This is a genomic window from Alphaproteobacteria bacterium LSUCC0396 (assembly GCA_041228345.1).
GTDB lineage: Bacteria > Pseudomonadota > Alphaproteobacteria > Puniceispirillales > Puniceispirillaceae > UBA3439.
Genome location: CP166131.1, coordinates 951,146 through 969,985, shown reverse-complemented (window position 1 = coordinate 969,985; position 18,840 = coordinate 951,146). Strand labels below are relative to the sequence as shown.

Annotated in this window: 18 protein-coding genes; 15 read left to right on the top strand and 3 right to left on the bottom strand. The window is 51.2% G+C overall.

Going from position 1 to position 18,840, the window contains the following annotated elements; genetic code table 11:
* Positions 1-10: 10 nt before the first annotated feature.
* From AB8881_04815 to AB8881_04770, 10 genes are all read left to right on the top strand, one after another.
* Positions 11-1,345: a hypothetical protein gene (locus AB8881_04815; GenBank protein XDZ64208.1), complete on the top strand. Its 1,335-nt coding sequence runs from the start codon at positions 11-13 to the stop codon at positions 1,343-1,345.
* Between the two features lie 61 nt (positions 1,346-1,406).
* Positions 1,407-2,678, top strand: coding sequence for an NAD(P)/FAD-dependent oxidoreductase (locus AB8881_04810; GenBank protein ID XDZ64207.1), 1,272 nt, complete (start codon positions 1,407-1,409; stop codon positions 2,676-2,678).
* 367 nt (positions 2,679-3,045) lie between these two features.
* Positions 3,046-4,146: a TRAP transporter substrate-binding protein gene (locus tag AB8881_04805; GenBank protein ID XDZ64206.1), complete on the top strand. Its 1,101-nt coding sequence runs from the start codon at positions 3,046-3,048 to the stop codon at positions 4,144-4,146.
* Positions 4,147-4,227: 81 nt separating this feature from the next.
* Positions 4,228-4,794 carry a TRAP transporter small permease subunit gene (locus tag AB8881_04800; protein XDZ64205.1) on the top strand — a complete coding sequence of 189 codons (567 nt, stop codon included), beginning with the start codon at positions 4,228-4,230 and terminating at the stop codon, positions 4,792-4,794.
* A gap of 46 nt (positions 4,795-4,840) precedes the next feature.
* Entirely contained in the window at positions 4,841-6,208 is a 1,368-nt protein-coding gene (locus AB8881_04795) for a TRAP transporter large permease subunit (GenBank protein ID XDZ64204.1), read from the top strand.
* 41 nt (positions 6,209-6,249) lie between these two features.
* Positions 6,250-7,614, top strand: coding sequence for an amidase (locus tag AB8881_04790; protein XDZ64203.1), 1,365 nt, complete (start codon positions 6,250-6,252; stop codon positions 7,612-7,614).
* On the top strand, positions 7,611-7,814 hold the full coding sequence (locus AB8881_04785; protein ID XDZ64202.1) for a hypothetical protein: 204 nt from the start codon (positions 7,611-7,613) through the stop codon (positions 7,812-7,814). The genes AB8881_04790 and AB8881_04785 overlap by 4 nt, the downstream gene beginning before the upstream one ends.
* Positions 7,815-7,892: 78 nt before the next feature.
* Positions 7,893-8,852 carry a 2-hydroxyacid dehydrogenase gene (locus tag AB8881_04780; GenBank protein XDZ64201.1) on the top strand — a complete coding sequence of 320 codons (960 nt, stop codon included), beginning with the start codon at positions 7,893-7,895 and terminating at the stop codon, positions 8,850-8,852.
* Positions 8,853-9,095: 243 nt separating this feature from the next.
* Positions 9,096-9,707 (top strand): glutathione S-transferase family protein, encoded by a 612-nt coding sequence (locus tag AB8881_04775; GenBank protein ID XDZ64200.1) that lies wholly within the window; start codon positions 9,096-9,098, stop codon positions 9,705-9,707.
* Positions 9,708-9,776: 69 nt separating this feature from the next.
* On the top strand, positions 9,777-10,268 hold the full coding sequence (locus AB8881_04770; protein XDZ64199.1) for a heme-binding protein: 492 nt from the start codon (positions 9,777-9,779) through the stop codon (positions 10,266-10,268).
* Between the two features lie 35 nt (positions 10,269-10,303).
* Here the strand turns inward: AB8881_04770 and AB8881_04765 are convergent, their stop codons facing one another.
* Positions 10,304-11,212 carry a DMT family transporter gene (locus tag AB8881_04765; protein ID XDZ64198.1) on the bottom strand — a complete coding sequence of 303 codons (909 nt, stop codon included), beginning with the start codon at positions 11,210-11,212 and terminating at the stop codon, positions 10,304-10,306.
* A gap of 614 nt (positions 11,213-11,826) precedes the next feature.
* Between AB8881_04765 and AB8881_04760 the strand changes: the two genes are divergently transcribed.
* From AB8881_04760 to AB8881_04745, 4 genes are all read left to right on the top strand, one after another.
* The gene (locus AB8881_04760) at positions 11,827-12,858 is read left to right on the top strand and encodes an amino acid ABC transporter substrate-binding protein (GenBank protein XDZ64197.1); all 1,032 of its coding nucleotides are present in this window, start codon (positions 11,827-11,829) and stop codon (positions 12,856-12,858) included.
* Between the two features lie 107 nt (positions 12,859-12,965).
* Complete coding sequence (locus tag AB8881_04755; GenBank protein XDZ64196.1) at positions 12,966-14,168, top strand: amino acid ABC transporter permease; 1,203 nt, start codon at positions 12,966-12,968, stop codon at positions 14,166-14,168.
* Position 14,169: 1 nt separating this feature from the next.
* Positions 14,170-15,621, top strand: coding sequence for an amino acid ABC transporter permease (locus AB8881_04750; GenBank protein XDZ64195.1), 1,452 nt, complete (start codon positions 14,170-14,172; stop codon positions 15,619-15,621).
* A gap of 85 nt (positions 15,622-15,706) precedes the next feature.
* Positions 15,707-16,426 (top strand): amino acid ABC transporter ATP-binding protein, encoded by a 720-nt coding sequence (locus AB8881_04745; protein ID XDZ64511.1) that lies wholly within the window; start codon positions 15,707-15,709, stop codon positions 16,424-16,426.
* Between the two features lie 64 nt (positions 16,427-16,490).
* On the opposite strand, the gene AB8881_04740 is transcribed toward AB8881_04745, so the two are convergent.
* The gene (locus AB8881_04740) at positions 16,491-17,435 is read right to left on the bottom strand and encodes a DMT family transporter (protein XDZ64194.1); all 945 of its coding nucleotides are present in this window, start codon (positions 17,433-17,435) and stop codon (positions 16,491-16,493) included.
* Between the two features lie 258 nt (positions 17,436-17,693).
* Here AB8881_04740 and AB8881_04735 point away from each other — a divergent pair, with 258 nt between their 5' ends.
* Positions 17,694-18,266, top strand: a complete 573-nt coding sequence (locus AB8881_04735) for a UbiX family flavin prenyltransferase (GenBank protein ID XDZ64193.1) — start codon at positions 17,694-17,696, stop codon at positions 18,264-18,266.
* Here AB8881_04735 and AB8881_04730 read toward each other — a convergent pair.
* The gene (locus tag AB8881_04730) at positions 18,263-18,805 is read right to left on the bottom strand and encodes a TIGR02444 family protein (protein XDZ64192.1); all 543 of its coding nucleotides are present in this window, start codon (positions 18,803-18,805) and stop codon (positions 18,263-18,265) included. The genes AB8881_04735 and AB8881_04730 overlap by 4 nt on opposite strands.
* Positions 18,806-18,840 lie beyond the last annotated feature (35 nt).

The window sequence follows — 18,840 nt, the reverse complement described above, 5'->3', positions numbered from 1 at the left end:
TCGGTTTTATATGCGCAAAAAATTAACGCCAATTTTGGGCCATATCCGCCTTGGCCTGTTATGCGTGGCATGGGTGGCGGCACTTTTGCAAATCACGACTGGCATCAGGAATATCGACATTGTCCATCTGGGGGTGTTTGCCTTCATTGCCTTTGCGGTTTTAACATTGTCACGCTTGCGGCGTGACTCGGTGCTAATTCTGCTATTGCTTGTGGTTGTTGGCTGGGCGTTGCTAGACCATTTTCCCGATACGGAAGAATGGGCAACTGGCGGGCGCTATATTCTGATTTTTACCGCGCTATTGCCGACGATGGCATTGGTGCGGGCAACCGCGTCATTGATGCCATCGGTGCATCGTACCCAAGACGCATTGGCCAAATTGCCCGCCTCGGCGTCGTCGGGCGGCCTGCATCTGGCGGCCAATATATTCGGTGGGATCATCAATACCGGTGCGCTGGCAATTTTGTCGGCCGCGATTCCCAAAGATGCCGATCGTCATCGCCGCCAGCTTGCCGCCGAAGCCGCGTTGCGTGGAATGGTAACAGCAGCGGCATGGTCACCATTTTTCGTGGCGTTTGCGATCGGCCAGAGTTTTGTTGGCAAAAGCAATTCTTGGATTGCGATTGGCATTGGCGGTGTTACCGCTATCCTGTTTGCAGCGATTTCATTGCCGGCCCTTAACCGGTCATTTTCGACTAACCAATTGCGTATTGCGCTGGTATGTCTAAAGCCGGTTTTGATGCGGCTATTGCTGGTGCTTGGGGCGGTTTTAACGGCGGCGGTGTTGTTTGATTTTACCGCGCTGTCGGCGGTGGTTGTGGTCATGCCGGTGCTGGTGGCGGTGCAGTTCATCCGCTATCCGGCGCAGATCAGCCCGATTATCCATGATACCGCAAACAGCATGAAGAATATTGCAGATGATCTTCTGATTATCAGCATGGCGATGCTGATTGGCTATTTTGCCACCCGCACTGGCGCGTTTACTGCACTTGTGACCAGCCTTTATGATGGTGTTATTCCGGGATGGTTTGCCCTTGTTGTGACCCCGCTTGGCATGATGCTGGCGTCGGTTGTTGGTGTGCATCCGGTGATTAGCAGCACGGCCTTTCTGGCGGTGTTTAGTGGCGGTCACGCCGATGTTCACCCCGCACTTTTAATGCAGGCACATCTGATTGGCTGGGGCGCTGGAACGATGAGTTCGGTTGCATCACTGTCGGTGATTACTGGCGCAAGTTTATTTCGCGTGCGCTCGCGCGATTTGGTTCTTGGGGCAAATCTCTGGACGGCACTTGCCTATGCGGTGGTTGGCGGCGCGGCTTTATGTGTTGTAAATATGATGATCTAGCAACGACGCTGTGAACGATCGGGATATAATCGCCGGGGGCTAGGGCATGGGGCAGGACAGCATGAAGAAATCAATAATTGTTATTGGTGGGGGCATTGTCGGGGTTGCGGCCGCATTAAAACTGCAGCTTGACGGCCATAAGGTGCGATTGATTGATCGCGGACAGCCCGGCCGCGAAACCTCATATGGGAATGCCGGTGTCTTGTCGGAATCATCGGTTGTTGTGCTGAACAATCCGGGGCTGATCAAAGCCCTGCCAAAATTACTGCTGAACCGGTCGAATGGGGTTCGCTATAACCCGTGGTTTGTGCTGCGGCGGCTTGGCTGGTTTATCCGGTTTCTGGCGCATTGCCGCCCCGCACATAGCCGGCACGCTGCATTGGCATTGCGCGGCCTGCTGCAATTGTCGCTTGATCAGCATAAAAAATGGATAAAGGCGGCCGGTGTTGATCATCTGCTGCGGCATGGCGGCGGCTGGTTCAAATTGTTTCGAAGCCCGAAAGCTTTTAAAAACTATGCTGCCGAAATGGATTTGATGCGGGCAGTTGGGGTAAAGTTTTCAGTCATTGAGCGCGAACAGATCCGGCAGATTGAACCGGGCCTTGCACCGATTTATCACAAGGGCGTGTTGATGGATGAAACCTGCGCCGTATCCAGCCCGGCCGATTTAACTGATGCCTATCTTGCAATGTTTCAGGCGGCCGGCGGTGTTGTCGAGTGCGCTGTCATTACCGGTTTGGCGCATGATGATGATGGCTGGCAGGTGCGCAGCGCCGAGCAGGTTTTCTGCGGCGATGATGTTGTGCTAGCGGCTGGTGCATGGTCGGCAGAGATTGCTGGGTGGCTTGGCTATGATATTCCGATGGCTTGGGAACGTGGTTATCATCTGCATTTTGCGCCAGCGCCAACGCCAAATGGAACCCCTTCGCCAACGCCGCCGCTTGGACGGCCTATTCTCGATGTTGAGGGCGGCTTTGTTGTCGCACCGATGCGCCATCACCTTCGGGTGACGTCCGGGGTTGAATTGACCGACCGTGATGCGCCACCGAATTTTCAGCAAATCACCACATCAGTGGCACTGGCGGGCGAGGCGGTCACGCTTGGCGCGCAAATTGAGGAAACACCGTGGATGGGGCGGCGACCAACCCTTGTCGACTCACTGCCAATGATTGGTATGGCGCCGCGTCATCATGGTCTTTGGTTCAATTTTGGTCATCACCATATCGGACTTTCAATGGCACCCGGCTCAGCCTTGCTGCTATCCGCATTGATCAATGACACGCCGCCGCCACTTGATCCAGCGCCGTTTCGGGCGTCCCGTTTTGCGATGTGAGGAATCCCGTCGGATCATTAATGTGGGGGCGAATCCGTGCGATTTGTGTCTGATGCGATGACATTTTCAACGTGCATCCAGTTGATCGGTTATCAATTTGCAATTTTTGCACAAAAGCCTTTTTCACGATTTATAAAAATTTTATCTTTTGTTGCATCAATATTAACAAAAAATTCGTTAATATTCTTTTTATTTGAGTGAAATTTTTTCACTTATTCGCTCCCTGGTTTTCTTACAGCGGTGGGAATAAGAAGATTCCTCTATGCAAACCGAAATTAGTAATTGATAAACTAGGGGTGCAAGTTATGGTACGCCCCCAAACAAGTTCGGCGGCCATCGCTGAATTGTAAAATTAGGAGGAAATCGAATGTCCGATTTGAATAGAAGAAAGTTTTTACGTGGATCAGCGGTAGCCGGTGCGGCTGCGGTTGGCTCACTTGCAGCGCCAGCCATTGCGAATGCAGCCCCTGTGACACTGAAAATGCAAGCGGCCTGGGGCGGCGGTATTTTCCTCGAAAACGCAAAATCATATGTTGACCGTGTACATGCAATGGCCGGTAAGGATCTGAAGATCGACCTGCTGTCAGTCAACGCGGTTGTGAAAACAAGCCAGATGCAGGACGCTGTTCACCGCGGTGTTCTAGACGCAGCGCATTATGTCCCAGCTTATTGGTACTCAAAGTCGAAGACAGCGTCACTGTTTGGGACTGGACCATGCTTTGGCTGGTCATCACAAGAAGTTCTCGGATGGTGCCATTATGGCGGTGGTATGGAGCTGTTTAACGAGTTGATGGGCAAGCTTGGCCTGAACGTTGTTTCATTCTTCAACAGCCCGATGCCAGCCCAGCCACTTGGTTGGTTTAAAGAAGAAATCAAAGACGCTTCACAGATGAACGGCCTGAAGTACCGGACCGTTGGTCTGGCTGCTGACGTTCTGATGGAAATGGGCATGTCTGTTGTGCAGTTGCCTGGTGGTGAAATCCAGCCTGCGATGAAGTCTGGCTTGATTGATGCAGCCGAATTCAATAACCCAACGTCTGACCGTGACTTTGGTATGCAGGATGTGTCGAAGGATTATCACCTGGCGTCATTCCACCAGTCACAGGAATTCTTCGAAGTGACCTTCAACAAAAAGAAGTATGACGCGCTTCCAGCAGAGCTTCAGGCGATCCTGAAATATGCATCTGAGGCCGAAAACTCAAACTTCTACTGGAACAACACAAAGCGTTACTCAGATGATCTGATCAAGCTGCAAAAGGAAAGTGGCGTTCGCGTTCACCGGACCCCTGATTCAGTGATGGCAGCTCAGCTGAAAGCGTGGGATGTTGTTGTTGATCGTTTGTCAGCTGAAGATGAGTTCTTTGCCAAGGTCATTGCTTCACAAAAAGCATATGCCAAGGATGTGATGAACTATCTGAACCTGAACCAGCCTGATTACAAGCTGGCTTACAACCATCACTTCGGCTAAGCCTTAGTCGTCTGAAATGCTATAGCCAGAGGGCCGCTTGCGGCCTTCTGGATTTATTGTTTTCATGTTCTGGAGACATGTATGACGCAATTTGTTTATGCGATTGAAAGCCTTAGTATCTGGTTTGGCCGCGCCTTTGGCTGGTGCATCCTCGTTCTGACATTTTCAGTGTCCTACGAAGTTTTCGTTCGTTATGTTTTGAACGCGCCGACCGTTTGGGCGTTTGACATGATGATACAAATGTATGGCGCGCTCTTCTTGATGGCGGGGCCTTATGCGTTGGCGCAGGACACCCATGTTCGTGGTGATGTTCTCTATCGACTGTTTCCAGTGCGATGGCAGGCCCGCGTTGATTTTGTCTTATATTTAATCTTCTTCTTTCCCGGCATGCTGGCACTGTTCTGGTTTGGCTGGGAAATCGCCTCTGATAGCTGGCGCTACAAGGAAGTGAGCTGGAATTCTCCGGCACGTATTCAAATTTATTTCTTCAAATCCTTGATTCCACTGGCAGGATTTCTGTTGATCCTGCAAGGAACGGCTGAATTAATCCGCTGTTGGCGGGCGATGAAAACTGGCGTCTGGATGGATCGCCTTGACGACGTCAAGGAAACTGAAGAAATGCTGACGCAACAGGTTGAGCAGAAGTAATTGCTCGCCTTCATGCCGGCCTTATGGTTGAAAAGAGTGACAAGAAATGACCAATCCTGAAATTGCGATTTTAATGCTGTGCCTGTTCATTGTGCTGGTGCTGCTGGGATTTCCGATCGCCTTTACCCTGCTCGCGATGGGCGTAGGTTTTGGCTATTACGCCTATTATTCGGAAGGCGCGACAAGCTTTGCTGACCTTTTGAACAACAATATCTTTTATTTGCTGAACCAGAACACCTATTCGGTCATGGAAAATGACACGTTGGTGGCGATTCCGCTGTTCCTGTTTATGGGTTACGTTGTGGAACGGGCGAACATTGTGAACCGGCTGTTCTATTCGCTGCAAATGGCGGCACGTAATCTGCCCGGATCAATGGCGATTGCGGCATTGCTGACCTGTGCGGTGTTCTCGACAGCATCGGGTATTGTTGGTGCGGTTGTAACGCTGATGGGTCTGCTGGCCTTTCCGGCAATGGCATCAGCCGGTTATGACAAAAAATTTGCCTCAGGGGTGATTTGTGCCGGTGGCACGCTGGGAATTTTGATCCCGCCGTCGATTATGCTGATTGTCTATGCAGCGATTGCTGAATTGTCACCGTTACGGCTTTATGCGGCGGCGATGTTCCCCGGCCTTATTTTGGCGGGTCTCTACATTGTTTATGTGATTATACGGGTGTTTTTTAACCCGTCACTAGCCCCAAAACCGCGTGCCGAAGATGTGCCACCTGTCAGCAAAATCTATTTTGATCTGATTGTTTCTTTTGTGCCGCTAACGTTGCTGATTGCAACGGTTCTGGGATCAATTCTTGGGGGTCTGGCAACGCCAGCCGAAGCAGCCGCGATGGGGGCGCTTGGCGGTATGGTTTTGGCGTTATTATATCGCTCGCTGACCTGGACGAAGGTGAAGGAATCGGTGTTTTTGACAGCGAAGGCAACGGCGATGGTCTGTTGGCTGTTCGTCGGATCATGGACCTTTGCGTCAGTCTTCTCATATCTTGGCGGGCATGATGTGATTGAACATATGGTTCTGGCGATGAACCTAGAGCCATGGCAGTTTCTAGTGATGGTTCAGCTGATCATCTTTGTGCTTGGCTGGCCGCTTGAATGGTCAGAAATTTTGATCATCTTTGTGCCGATCTTCCTGCCGATGCTCGACAATTTTGGCGTGAACCCCTATTTCTTCGCGATGCTTGTTGCGCTGAATCTGCAAACATCCTTCCTGACCCCGCCAATGGCGATGTCGGCCTATTATTTGAAAGGCGTGTTGAAAAATCAGATTGAGCTGATGGATATCTTCAAGGGATTGTTGCCGTATCTTGGGATTGTGCTGTTTGCCATGGTTCTGCTTTATCAGTTCCCGGGCATTGCGCTCTGGTTGCCTGATTATCTATTCGGTCCAGATATGTCGCGCTAACCATCAGGGGCTAATGCTCCCAACGGGTAAGGAAATATAGAATGACATCAGCTTTGCAAATGGTACAGATGATCCGTGATGGCGAGACAACTTCGGTTGCGCTTGTCACTGCGGCGCTTGATCGCATTGCCGAGACCGATGCATCATTAAAGGCATGGGTTTGGGTTGACCGTGACGGCGCCCTTGCACAGGCCGCAGCGATGGATCAATTACGCCAGTCAGGGCGGGCTATGGGGGCGCTGCATGGCGTGCCGATTGGCCTGAAAGATATCATTGACACAGCCGATATGCCGACCGAATGCGGCAGTGTGGCGCTGGCCGGGCGAAAGCCTGAACATGATGCGATCTTGGTATCACGGCTGCGCGCTGCCGGGGCCGTCATTTTAGGCAAAACCGCAACAACGCCATTTGCATTCATGGATCCGGCGGCAACGCGTAACCCGCATAATCTGGAGTATAGCCCGGGCGGGTCGTCGGCCGGTTCGGCTGCTGCGGTTGCGGCAGGGCATATTCCGGTTGCGATTGGCACCCAGACCAATGGGTCAGTTATCCGGCCAGCCTCTTTTTGCGGTGTTTATGGGTTTAAACCTTCGGCTGGTATGGTGCCGCGGACGGGTGTTTTAAGGACATCTGAGACGCTTGATCAGGTTGGTGTCTTTGCGCGGTATTACGAGGATGTTGCGCTTGTTGGCGATGTAATTTCCGAATTTGATCCGGCCGATCCAAGCTCATTTTGTCGCCCTCGGCCCAATCTGTTGAAGGGTGTCTCCAGCGAACCACCGATCGAACCAAATTTTGTCTGGTTCGAGATGCCCTATTTTGACAAGCTATCAGACGATAGCCGCGAGGGCATGATGGCGGTCATTGACGCGCTTGGCGGACAGGTCGAAAAGCTTGACGCCGAGGGGTCTTTCTCGGGTCTCGTTGAGGCACAGAATATCATTCAATATTATGAAATCGCGCGTAATCTTGCCGAGATCCGTGAACAGCATAACGATAAGCTTAGCCCACAGGTTGCCAAGCTGTTGGCACATGGGGCGACGATCAGTGACGAGGCTTATCAAGAAGCGGTTGGGCTTCGGCATGGTGCAATTTCCTATTTCCAGTCGTTTTTTAACGATTTTGATGCGATCATCACACCGGCAGCCCCGGGTGAAGCGCCGCTATTTAGCGATGGCGTCACCGGCAATCCGATTTTTTCAACGGTCTGGACGCTATGCGGCCTGCCCTGTTTGACAGTGCCGGTTCTGATATCGAAAAATGAAATGCCAATTGGTGTCCAGCTGGTTGGTGGCGCCGAAGAGGATGATCGGCTGTTGCGCACTGGAAGCTGGTTGCTTGCCGAGTTGAACAAAAACCAAAATGAGCCGGAAGAACCCGCGCAAAACTTAGGAATAGATCCATGATTGATAGAAAAACAAAGATAATCACGGCTGCCATCGGCACCTTCTTTTTGCTGCTTTTTGTGCTAGGTCTGGCGGAAAGCATCACTGCCGGATTTGCCGGTTTCAAGGGGGGCTTGCCGTTCTGGATCATTGCCCTGATTGTGATGGCGATGGCGGTCTATGATGCTTACGACGAAACTGTTCGTAAGACAAAAGACTAGCGTGCTGATGCGTCTGGCCATGCGGTAACCTCTTATTGGCAGTCATGTTTTTTTTTAATCACCACGGAAAGATTGTTGATGACACGCCCCGTAATCTGGATTGCCCGCCGTTTGTCTGATGCCACTTTGGCGCGCGCCGAACGCGACTATGACATCATCGTTAATCATGACGACATCCCCTATGATCGTGCCGATATTATCGCGATGAGTGCCAAGGTGGATGGGATGATTGCCTGCCATTCAGAGCATTTCACCGCCGATATTGTTGCCGCGCTCGATTCACGACTTAAGATCGTAGCGAATTATTCGGTTGGAACTGACCATTGCGATCTGGCTGCCTTTGCGGCACGCGGTATCGTTGTGACGAATACGCCAGATGTGCTGTCAGACGCGACCGCAGAGATTTCGCTATTGCTAATGCTTGGCGCTGCACGGCGCGCCGTTGAGGGCGACCGTATGGTTCGAGACGGAGACTGGGATTTTTGGTCGCCGTCCTTTATGGTTGGCAAGCAAGTTACTGGCGCACGGCTCGGCATTGTTGGTATGGGCCGGGTTGGGCAAGCGATGGCACGCAATGCGCGCGGCCTAGAGATGGATGTGCATTACTATAATCGCAACCCTTTGCCTGATGATTTGGCACAGGGGGCAACCTATCATGACAGTCTGGAATCGTTGTTACCTCTATCTGATTTCCTGTCGCTTCATTGTCCGGCGACACCGCAAACCCGGGGCATGATGACGGCCGAGAAATTTGCGATGTTACCTGATGGTGCGGTGTTTGTGAATGTGGCGCGTGGTGCATTGGTTGATGAGACGGCCTTAATGGCGGCGCTTGACACTGGCAAGCTGGCAGCCGCCGGGCTCGATTGTTTTGTGACTGAACCCGGCGGCAATCCGGCTCTGTCGAAATATGATAATGTGTTTATGCTGCCCCACATTGGCAGTTCGACCGGTGCCACGCGTGATGCAATGGGATTTCGGGCGTTGGATAATCTCGACGCATTCTTTGCCGGTAATCGCCCGCGCGATCTGCTTTAGGCTGGTGGATGACGCGCCGTTAGGGGCGATAGCCTTGCATAATCTTGCGGTGGTGTCCGGTTCTTTAGCCATAATCTGTAAATGATAAATTCGGCTGGCATTTCATGCGGCTTGGATTTAGGCTTTGATCTGTTTTTATGACCATGCTTTTCAATGGTGATGAGCACCGGTAAAAGGCTGGCCTAAAGCAGGCGCGGCTACTGGGCCGTGTTGACCATTATCTTCAGGTAAGGAGTTACCCCAATGCAGCTGCGTTCAAGCCCGTCTTCGCCCTTTGGCCGTAAAGTTAAAATGGCAACTTATATCCTTGGTTTTGCTGATCAGGTTACGCCCGTTTTAACCGATACGATGGATCCGAATGATGGCATCTGCACGGTGAATCCGCTTGGCAAAATTCCGGCACTCGAAGATGACGGCTATACCTATTATGACAGCCGTGTCATCATGGAATATCTTGATGCCAAGGCCGGTGGTGGCAAGATTATTCCGGCGGCCGGTGCGGCGCGCTATGATGTGCTGACCCGTGCGGCGCTGATGGATGGTATTTTAGATGCCGCGATTCTGGTGATTTATGAGCGGCGGATGCGCCCTGAAGACAAATATGTCGATTCAGTTGTCGAGCGTCAGCGCGGCAAAATCATCCGCGGCCTTGAACTGGTTGCCGCCAGTAACCCAAGCTATAAAAACGGCACCATGCCAGATGTGGCGGAAATTGGTCTTGCTTGTGTGTTGGATTATCTGGATTTCCGCAAGCAGGTTAATTGGCGTGACCATGCGCCCAACCTTGCCGGGTGGCTGGCTGATTTTGCTGCGGCTGTACCGGGCTATGATGAAAGCTTGCCGCCAAAAGAATAGATGCACCATGTAGCTTGGTAAAAAAGTCCGGCTGGGCAAAAGTCCGGCTGGGCAAGAAAGGGATCCGCGATGCGATTGCAAGTCACTCTTCCGCTTGAGGCGGCTCTCGGCATTATAAATTGTGCGATTGGCACGGCGCGGGCGGAAACTATGTTGCCGCTGACAATTGTGGTGCTTGATGCGGCTGGCAAGACCATTGCTAGCCAGTCTGAAGATGGGTCTGGCCTGATGCGTTTTGACATTGCGCGCGGCAAGGCATGGGGGGCGCTTGGTATGGGAATGTCCAGCCGCCTGATCCGTGACCGGCTGGCAACCCGTCCAAGTTTTCAGGCCGCACTTGCGGCCGTTGCAGATGGTGCGTTCGTGCCGGTACCGGGCGGCGTGCTGGTGCTGGCTGATGATGGAACGGTCATTGGTGCGGTCGGGGTCAGCGGCGACACATCGGAAAAAGATGAATATTGCGCAATTACGGCAATTCTTGCGGCAGGATTAGACTGTGAGCCGAATAGCCCAGATGCAAATTGGCGCGGCTCATCACTGTCTGGCCCATCGGCGCATTAACCCCACTTTTAGGTCATGCCAGCTTTATTTAACGCTTAGCTGCCGGAAAACCATTGGGTGCGCAGAATATGCAGCGTCAGCACCAATGCAACAAAACCCGCGCCAGCAATCATGATAAGGGTAGGCTGTTCACCAACACCAAGCCAGACCCAGAAAGGGCCGATCACCATTTCCAATAGCATAAGCAGGCTGACAATGGCCGAACTGGTATAGCGCGGCGCCAGATTAAGGCAGGTAAACGAAATGGGCAGAATAATCAGCCCCATCGTCAGGACTGTCCATATGGGTACATTGGTGATGGTGCTGATATCGCTTAAAAACAGGCCGATAAAGCCACTGATCATCGCGCCAAGCGCCGCCGCAGGCAAAATGCCGAGGTCGTTATATTTTCGGGCCATGGTAAAGGTAAGGGCAAGGCCTGCCGCCGTCAGCACGCCAAAAATCCCGCCAAGCAGCACCGACCCATCCGGGCTGCCAATTGCATTACCGCCATCCATAACAACAATCACAACCCCGCACATGGCTGCGGTGATTGCCAGCCAACCCAGCCATCCCTGACGCTCGCCAAGCATGAAAAACGAGAGGATTGCAGCAAAAATCGGCATGGTCGCGACCGCGGTTAGCACAACCGTCGCTGATGTCTCGACAATGCCAAGGGTGAAGGTGGCCGAATTCATGCTGAAGGCTGCGATCACTAACAGCCCTTGCCAGCTGGCAAGGCTGCGCCATTCGCCGCGCGGATTTCGGGTAAGGAATAATCGCCATAACAGCAAAGACATCGCCCCCATTAAAACCCCGCGCCACCCCATTAGCGCCCAGCGTTCGAGGCCGGAAAGGCGGATCACCAGTGTATCGGGCGTTAGCACCAAGACCCCGATTAGCGCCAGGATCGTACCAAAACGGTGCGGATTATCAGCAAGAAATCTGGCAAAGTAACGCGGCATGAACATGGACCCTAACGCAAATAATTAGTTGAGCGATTTATGAGATTTGTTGACGTGACTGGTTGACGTGACTTGTTGATGTTGGGGGGTTGCCCCGACGAGCTGGCAACCAGCCGGTGCGACATTGCCGCCTGATATCAACAGTGTCAATCGGCATCGCTCGATGTGATGACCAACATCAGTCAAAGTTAACGGCCAGAATCAGGAAATATAATAGCTCTGGGCGACGCGCCTCTGCCGCCCTTGCGCGTGCAACTGGCAATCAAGCCACTCACGCGGCCAAGACCAATCTTTGCGTCTCCATTAACAAACGTGAATCACAAACACCATAGAGATCGGCGATGCTGGAGAATCAGATTGTCTATAATATTAATCAAATCAGCGATTCTGCCTGATATCATACAATCAGCCATAGATTGTATACACAAAAACGAAATCGATAGTAAAAAAGGCGGTTTTTGAGACCGTTTAATGCAAAATTCGACTAATTAAGCCGGAATTCGTGCTTTGGGGGGACAAACCACGGTTTTCTCATTGCTAAGCTTCCGGTTTGAACAGTAATATGCGCGGCAATCTACGTTTTAAGTAATGAAAACTATTTTAGAGGTGACACAATGAAGAAACTTTCGTTTTTATCTGCGCTTTGCGGCGCAGCAGTGGGTTTCGGTGCGATCGCATCAGCCAACGCAGCAACCACTCTTGAAGCTGTAAAGGCCAAGGGATTTGTCCAGTGCGGAGTATCACAGGGCCTACCTGGATTCTCAAACGCTGATGATGCAGGCAAGTGGACCGGGCTAGACGTTGACCTTTGTCGGGCGGTAGCAGCTGCAGTGTTTGGTGACCCAGAAAAAGTTAAATACTCGGCTCTATCAGCTAAACAGCGTTTTACCGCGCTGAGCTCTGGCGAAATTGATATTTTGTCACGTAATACAACATGGACAATGACCCGTGACACGCAGCTTGGCCTAAACTTTGCCGGCGTAAACTACTATGATGGTCAGGGGATGATGGTTCCCACATCACTTGGTGTTAAGTCTGCAAAAGAACTCGATGGTGCAAATATTTGCACGAACACCGGAACCACCACTGAGCTTAATATTACAGATTACTTCCGTGCAAACGGTATGAGCTTTAAGCTAGTGGCTTTTGAAAAAGCAGACGAAGTCGTGGCGGCATATGATGCGGGTCGTTGTGATGTTTATACTACTGACCGGTCAGGTCTTGCTGCTCAGCGTGGCAAGCTAACACAGCCAGACAGTCATGTAGTTTTGCCTGAAATCATTTCCAAAGAGCCTCTTGGTCCAGTTGTTCGTCAGGGTGATGATCAGTGGTTCAACATTGTGCGTTGGTCTTTGAACGCGATGATTAACGCGGAAGAGATGGGGATTTCTTCAAAGAATGTAAATATGAAGAAGTTCCAGGCAGATTTGGCCCCCGCAGTTGCACGCTTGATTGGTAAAGAGGGTAAGTTTGGTGAAGAGCTTGGACTGTCAAACGACTGGGCCTATAATATCATCCTTAAGGTTGGCAACTACGGCGAAAGCTATGAAAAGCACGTTGGTCTTAACACACCACTCAAGCTGGCAAGAGGCGTAAACGCACTTTGGAACAATGGCGGGATCATGTACGCGCCTCCAATTCGCTAATAATTAAAACTGAAGTGATACATGTCCAGCGCGCGTACTCGTGTTGGACATGTTTTTTTAGTGTGTATATCGAACGATATTTTTTGGAATAAACGACGGGGAAGTCTGTGCGCCTTGAAAAACTGATAAATGATACCAAGTTCCGAGGTTTGTTTTTTCAAGTGCTTTTGGGCCTTTCACTGGTGCTTGCAGGTCATTGGCTTTTTAGCAATACAGTCGATAATCTTACCAACCAGGGGAAAACACTTGGGTTTGATTTTCTGAGCCGCACTTCTGGTTTTCAAATCATTCCAACTTTAGGAACTTGGGTACTTGACTATGAGGTTGGGCGGTCAACCTATCTTGATGTTTATTTTATAGGTATTATCAATACCACGATTGTTGCGTTCCTGGGAATTCTTGCAGCAACAGTAATTGGATTTGTTGTTGGCATAATGAGGCTTTCAGAGAATCTAATCCTTAGAACTTTTGCAACCATCTATATTGAGGTTGTGAGAAATGTTCCTCTGCTTTTACAACTGTTTTTCTGGTATTTTGCTGTTCTTCGTCTCTTGCCGGGCAAAAGAGAAAAGATAGAGCTTTTTGGTGGCATGGCGGGATTGAACATTACCGGTCTATACCTGCCTGCTCCGGTTGTTGGCCAATATTTTTACATCACTATTATGGCCGTGCTTCTGGCTATCTTGTTGGGTTTCTATTTAAAAAAATATGCATCTATAAGGCAAGCTGACACAGGTCAGATATTACCGGTGTTTTGGATGGTGCTCGGTATCTTGATAGTTGTTCCATCTATTGCGTTTTACTTAACTGGTTCACCGTTAGATTGGAGTTTTCCAGAGTTTAAGGATACAGGTCCGAAATTAAGGCGGGGGTATCAGGATGGCTTTGGGATGGCTGTGGTTCCTGAAATGTTGGCTGTGCTTTTTGCACTTGCACTGTATACTGCGGCTTTTATTGCTGAAATTGTGCGGGCTGGTATTCTGGCTGTCAATCGAGGCCAGACAGAAGCTGCTTTTGCTTTGGGCATTAGACCAAACATCACTTTACGATTGGTAATTATTCCACAAGCGATGCGAGTGATCATTCCGCCGCTGACCTCACAATATCTTAACTTGACTAAAAACTCCTCCTTGGCGGTGGCTATTGCCTACCCCGAACTTGTCTCGGTTTTTGCCGGTACAGCGTTAAACCAAGTTGGTAAAGAGATCGAGATGATCTTTATGATGATGATGGTCTATCTAACATTCTCGCTTTTGACCGCAGCTTTCATGAACTGGTTTAACAGCCGCGTAAAGTTAGTGGAGCGCTAGAATGGCGAAGAAACCAATCAAATCAGCGTCGCAGAGAGCCAATGTGAAAAAGACATTATCAGGGGCTGTTGATCCGCAGGTTGGGTTTGTGCGCACCGAACCGGCGCCATTATTGCCGCCACCGCCGTCAGAGGGTGGCTTTACCGGCTGGCTCTATAAAAATATCTTTGCCAGCATGTCGGATTTTGGCTCTTTTGGTGGCGCCACCAAATCGATTTTTATGGGCTTTGTAACACTTATTTTGTCATACTTCCTAGTAACACAAACTTTGGCTTTACTGGATTTTGCAATTTTCTCGGCTGTTTGGTCGGATCCTAAAGGACTGGAGCGCGAAGCTTGCTGGACTGTTGAACAGGGTGGTGCTTTACCTGCGGGTTGGCACGCGGCCTGTTGGCCGTTCATTCAGGCCAAGGCTAAATTTATCTTTTATGGTGCCTATCCGTCGGATGAATTATGGCGGGTGAACCTTGCCTATCTGGTTGGCGGTGTCATGCTGGCATGGGTGATGATTGAGCGCCTGCCCTACAGGAAAATTGTTGGTGCGTTACTGCTGACAGCCTATCCGGTTTTGGCGACGGTGCTGTTAACTGGTGGTGCCTTTGGTATTTCGACCGGCACAATTGGCGTTTACACAATTCTTGGCCTTGCGCTGATTACCATGGGGCGGCTTGGCAAGGCTGGCTATGTTTCCGGCGCGCTTGGTGATCTTGCGTCAGTCACTGGGGTTTGCGGCTGGGTGGTTATTCTGCTTGCCGCGGTGCTGGCGATATTCTCGGTCGATTTCAGTCTTGAAGCGATTGATACCCGCGATTGGGGCGGCTTGCTGATCACGCTAGTGGTCGCGATTACTGGTATTGTTGCGTCATTGCCATTGGGTATTTTGCTGGCACTTGGACGGCGTTCGGACATGCCGGTTGCACGGTTTCTGTCGACTGTTTTTATCGAGTTCTGGCGCGGCGTGCCGTTGATTACGGTGCTGTTCATGGCATCTGTGATGCTGCCGCTATTCATGCCCGAAGGGGTGAATTTCGATATGCTGTTGCGGGCATTGATCGGGGTGACATTATTTTCTGCTGCCTATATGGCCGAGGTTGTACGCGGCGGTCTGCAGGCGATCGACAAGGGTCAATATGAAGGCGCCGATGCGGTTGGCCTATCCTATTGGCAGTCAATGCGGTTGATCATCCTGCCGCAGGCCCTGACCCATGTGATCCCCGGTATTGTGAACACATTTATTGGCCTGTTCAAAGACACGGCGCTGGTCAGCATTGTTGGTATTTTTGACCTTCTTGGGGCGGCGCAATCAACGCTTGCCGATGCGGCATGGTCAACACCGGTTCAAGGCCTTACAGGCTATCTTGTCGTGGCAGTTATTTTCTTCATTTTCTGTTTCGGCATGTCACGTTATTCAATGTTTATGGAACGGAAACTCAGCCGCAGCCGTAACCGCTAGGCATTGAGCGTCAAAGGGAGTTAGAGATATGGCACAACCGCAGCACAGTCCCGCACCGGCTGTTGATCAGAACACAGTCGTTTCTATGCGCAATGTAAATAAATGGTTTGGGCAGTTTCACGTGCTTCGCGATATCAATCTAACGGTCGCCAAGGGCGAGAGGATTGTTGTCTGCGGCCCGTCAGGTTCGGGCAAATCAACCTTGATACGCTGTTTGAACCGGTTGGAAAAACATCAGGATGGCGACATTTCTGTTCACGGGATCGAACTGAATAATGACGTGAAGAATATTGATGAAATTCGCCGTGAAGTTGGCATGGTATTTCAGCATTTTAACCTGTTTCCCCATCTTTCAATTCTGGAAAACTGTATGCTGGCGCCGATCTGGGTGCGGAAAACGCCGCGTGCCGAAGCCGAAGAAATCGCTATGCATTTTCTGACACGGGTGAAGATCCCCGAACAGGCCAGCAAATATCCCGGCCAGTTGTCAGGCGGCCAGCAACAGCGTGTTGCGATTGCGCGCGCCTTATGTATGCAGCCGCAATTAATGCTGTTTGACGAGCCGACCTCGGCGCTTGATCCCGAAATGATCAAAGAGGTTCTGGATACGATGGTTGAACTTGCCGATGACGGTATGACCATGATTTGTGTGACCCATGAAATGGGCTTTGCCCGCAAGGTTGCGAACCGCGTTATTTTCATGGATGAGGGGCAGATCGTTGAACAGAACGAGCCTGAAGCCTTCTTTAATAACCCGCAATCAGACCGTACCAAATTATTCCTGAGCCAGATTTTAGGTCACTAAAAACCGGCTGACCTGATCTTGGGTTGGATGTTTTAGGGCGCCATGATTCTGCTTGATGCCGTCACTAGGCTTGTTGTGATTGTTTTCCGTGGCGGCGCCTGCCGAGCTGGGCGATGAATAATCCGCTCAAAATCACCACTAACGCCATCAGGAAATGTCCGGGCAGCGCCTCATCCAGAACGATGGCACCGATCACTACCGCCCATACCGGCACCTGATAATTTACCAGTGATAAAAATGGTGGCCCGGCGCGCCGCACAAGAACCGTCAGCAAAATAGTTGCAATCGCGGTTGGGAATATTGCCAGATAAGCAAGGCCGGCAAAGGCAATGCCAGCGGGTGGTGTGGGAACGCCGTCGATGATTAGCGCCGCTGGAATGAGGATAATCCCGCCAAGCATCAATCCTGCCGCAGCAAAAGACAGCGCGCTGACAGGCGGGCATAGGCGGGTGATGATGCTGCCAATTGCGTAGCAGGCGCTTGCCGTAATGCAGGCAAACTGGGCGGTAAACATAAGCGGTGATGGTGTCGTGCTGGCCAGAATCTTGCCGCCACCGATCAGCAGTACCACGCCCATAAAACCGAATAAAAACCCGACAGTTTTGATGCGGCTCATCACTTCGCCCGGAACTAGGAAATGGCTTAACGGCAGCACGAATAATGGCACAACCGCCATGCTAATGCCGGCAAATCCAGAGGTCACAATTTGCTGTCCCCATGATAGCAAGCAGAATGGAATGGCGTTGGTAAAGAGGGCCATGCCAAGACAATGTAACCAGATACGCCGATCGGTCGCGGTGCGAAAACGCGGCAGCCCGTCACCGTAGGCAATTGCAATAAAAACAAGAATAAGGCCGGCGGAGGCGACGCGTCCAGCAGCGACGGTCACCGGACCAAATCCGGTCAGGGCCAACTCGACGCCAAGGAAGCTGGCTCCCCAGATTGCGCCGAGAGTGATCAGGATTATCCAATTGATAATCATCGCTGGTGGTGAGGTAGGAATTTGCATATGCGCCACGCTAGTCCTCTCGCGGCCTAAAATCAAAGGGAATTAGACCATACTGGTAACGCAATTGAGGCAAACCCTGCAACGCTAATTGAACCGCGCCGGCGATTGACAGATTGGCATCATCGCTGGCACTCTTAACCCGTTGATCGTGGTGGTAATTTAGAAATATTGCGATGCCAATATATCCTATGGCCACTATTATCGCGTAACCGGGTGCGAGCTGCCAGGATGCGTCTTTTCGAGGTGAGGTATTATGAAATGCGGCGTGTGATTGTTGCCATTACCGGTGCATCTGGCGTTATTTATGGTATTAGGGCGTTGGAGTTGCTAAGGGCGGTCGATGATGTCGAAACCCATGTGATTATTACGCCATCAGGGTTTCGTACAGCCCTAGCCGAGGTTGATTATGAGCCTGATCAGATTCGCGCGCTTGCCGATCATTTATATAATCACAAAGATATTGGTGCGGCCATTTCATCTGGCTCGTTCCGTACAAATGGTATGCTTGTTGCGCCCTGTTCGATTAAAACCCTAAGCGCGATCGCCAATTGTTTTAATGAAGAGCTGACCGCGCGGGCGGCTGATGTATGCCTGAAAGAACGCCGCCGCGTCGTGCTGATGCTTCGCGAAACACCGTTTCATGCCGGCCATATAAGGTTGATGGATCAGGCGACCCAAAGCGGTGCTATTATCATGCCGCCAGTTCCCGGATTTTATGCACGGCCAGAAACGCTCGATGATGTGATCAACCAGAGCGTGGGGCGCGCACTCGACCTGCTGGATATACAGCTGCCTAATGTTAAACGCTGGACAGGTTCGGGCGTGGATTAAGGCTTACTTTGGCGCGTGCCGATGCTGGCACTACCCAGCGCGGCGGCCGCAATTATATTTATATGATTAGTCTGGTTTGGGGTGACTGGCTGCTGGCTGCTGGCGGTCACAACAATCCCAATTGCATCGATTAGGGTTTGCAAATTTAGAGGTGAATTATTTGGGCTAGCGGCGGGAAGCGCATCTGCCCAGATCTGCATCATTTCAAGCTGAATTTTTTCGGCGGCAAGCTCGGCGGCCTTTACCTTGTTGCGCAGCTCATCAGTGATTTCGTTCGGGGCAGGGTGCGGGCCGGTTTTCAGGTGGCTGCGTATGTGGCGAAGTGATTGCACAATTTCGGTCTGCCACGGGCGGGCCAGCGCTTGAAGATCAAGTAATTCAAAATTCCCGATGCGTTTATTCTGCAAACAGGCATAGGCGACGCAAAGCATCAACGGCACATCAACATCGGCGTCTTCTTGCAAGCCAAGACACGCCGCCGCAACCCCATCACGCTGATAAACCGTTACGGCAAATGACCAAAGCGTTGTTATCGTCATGATCCTGATCTTAATCTCGGCTGTTGGTGCATCAT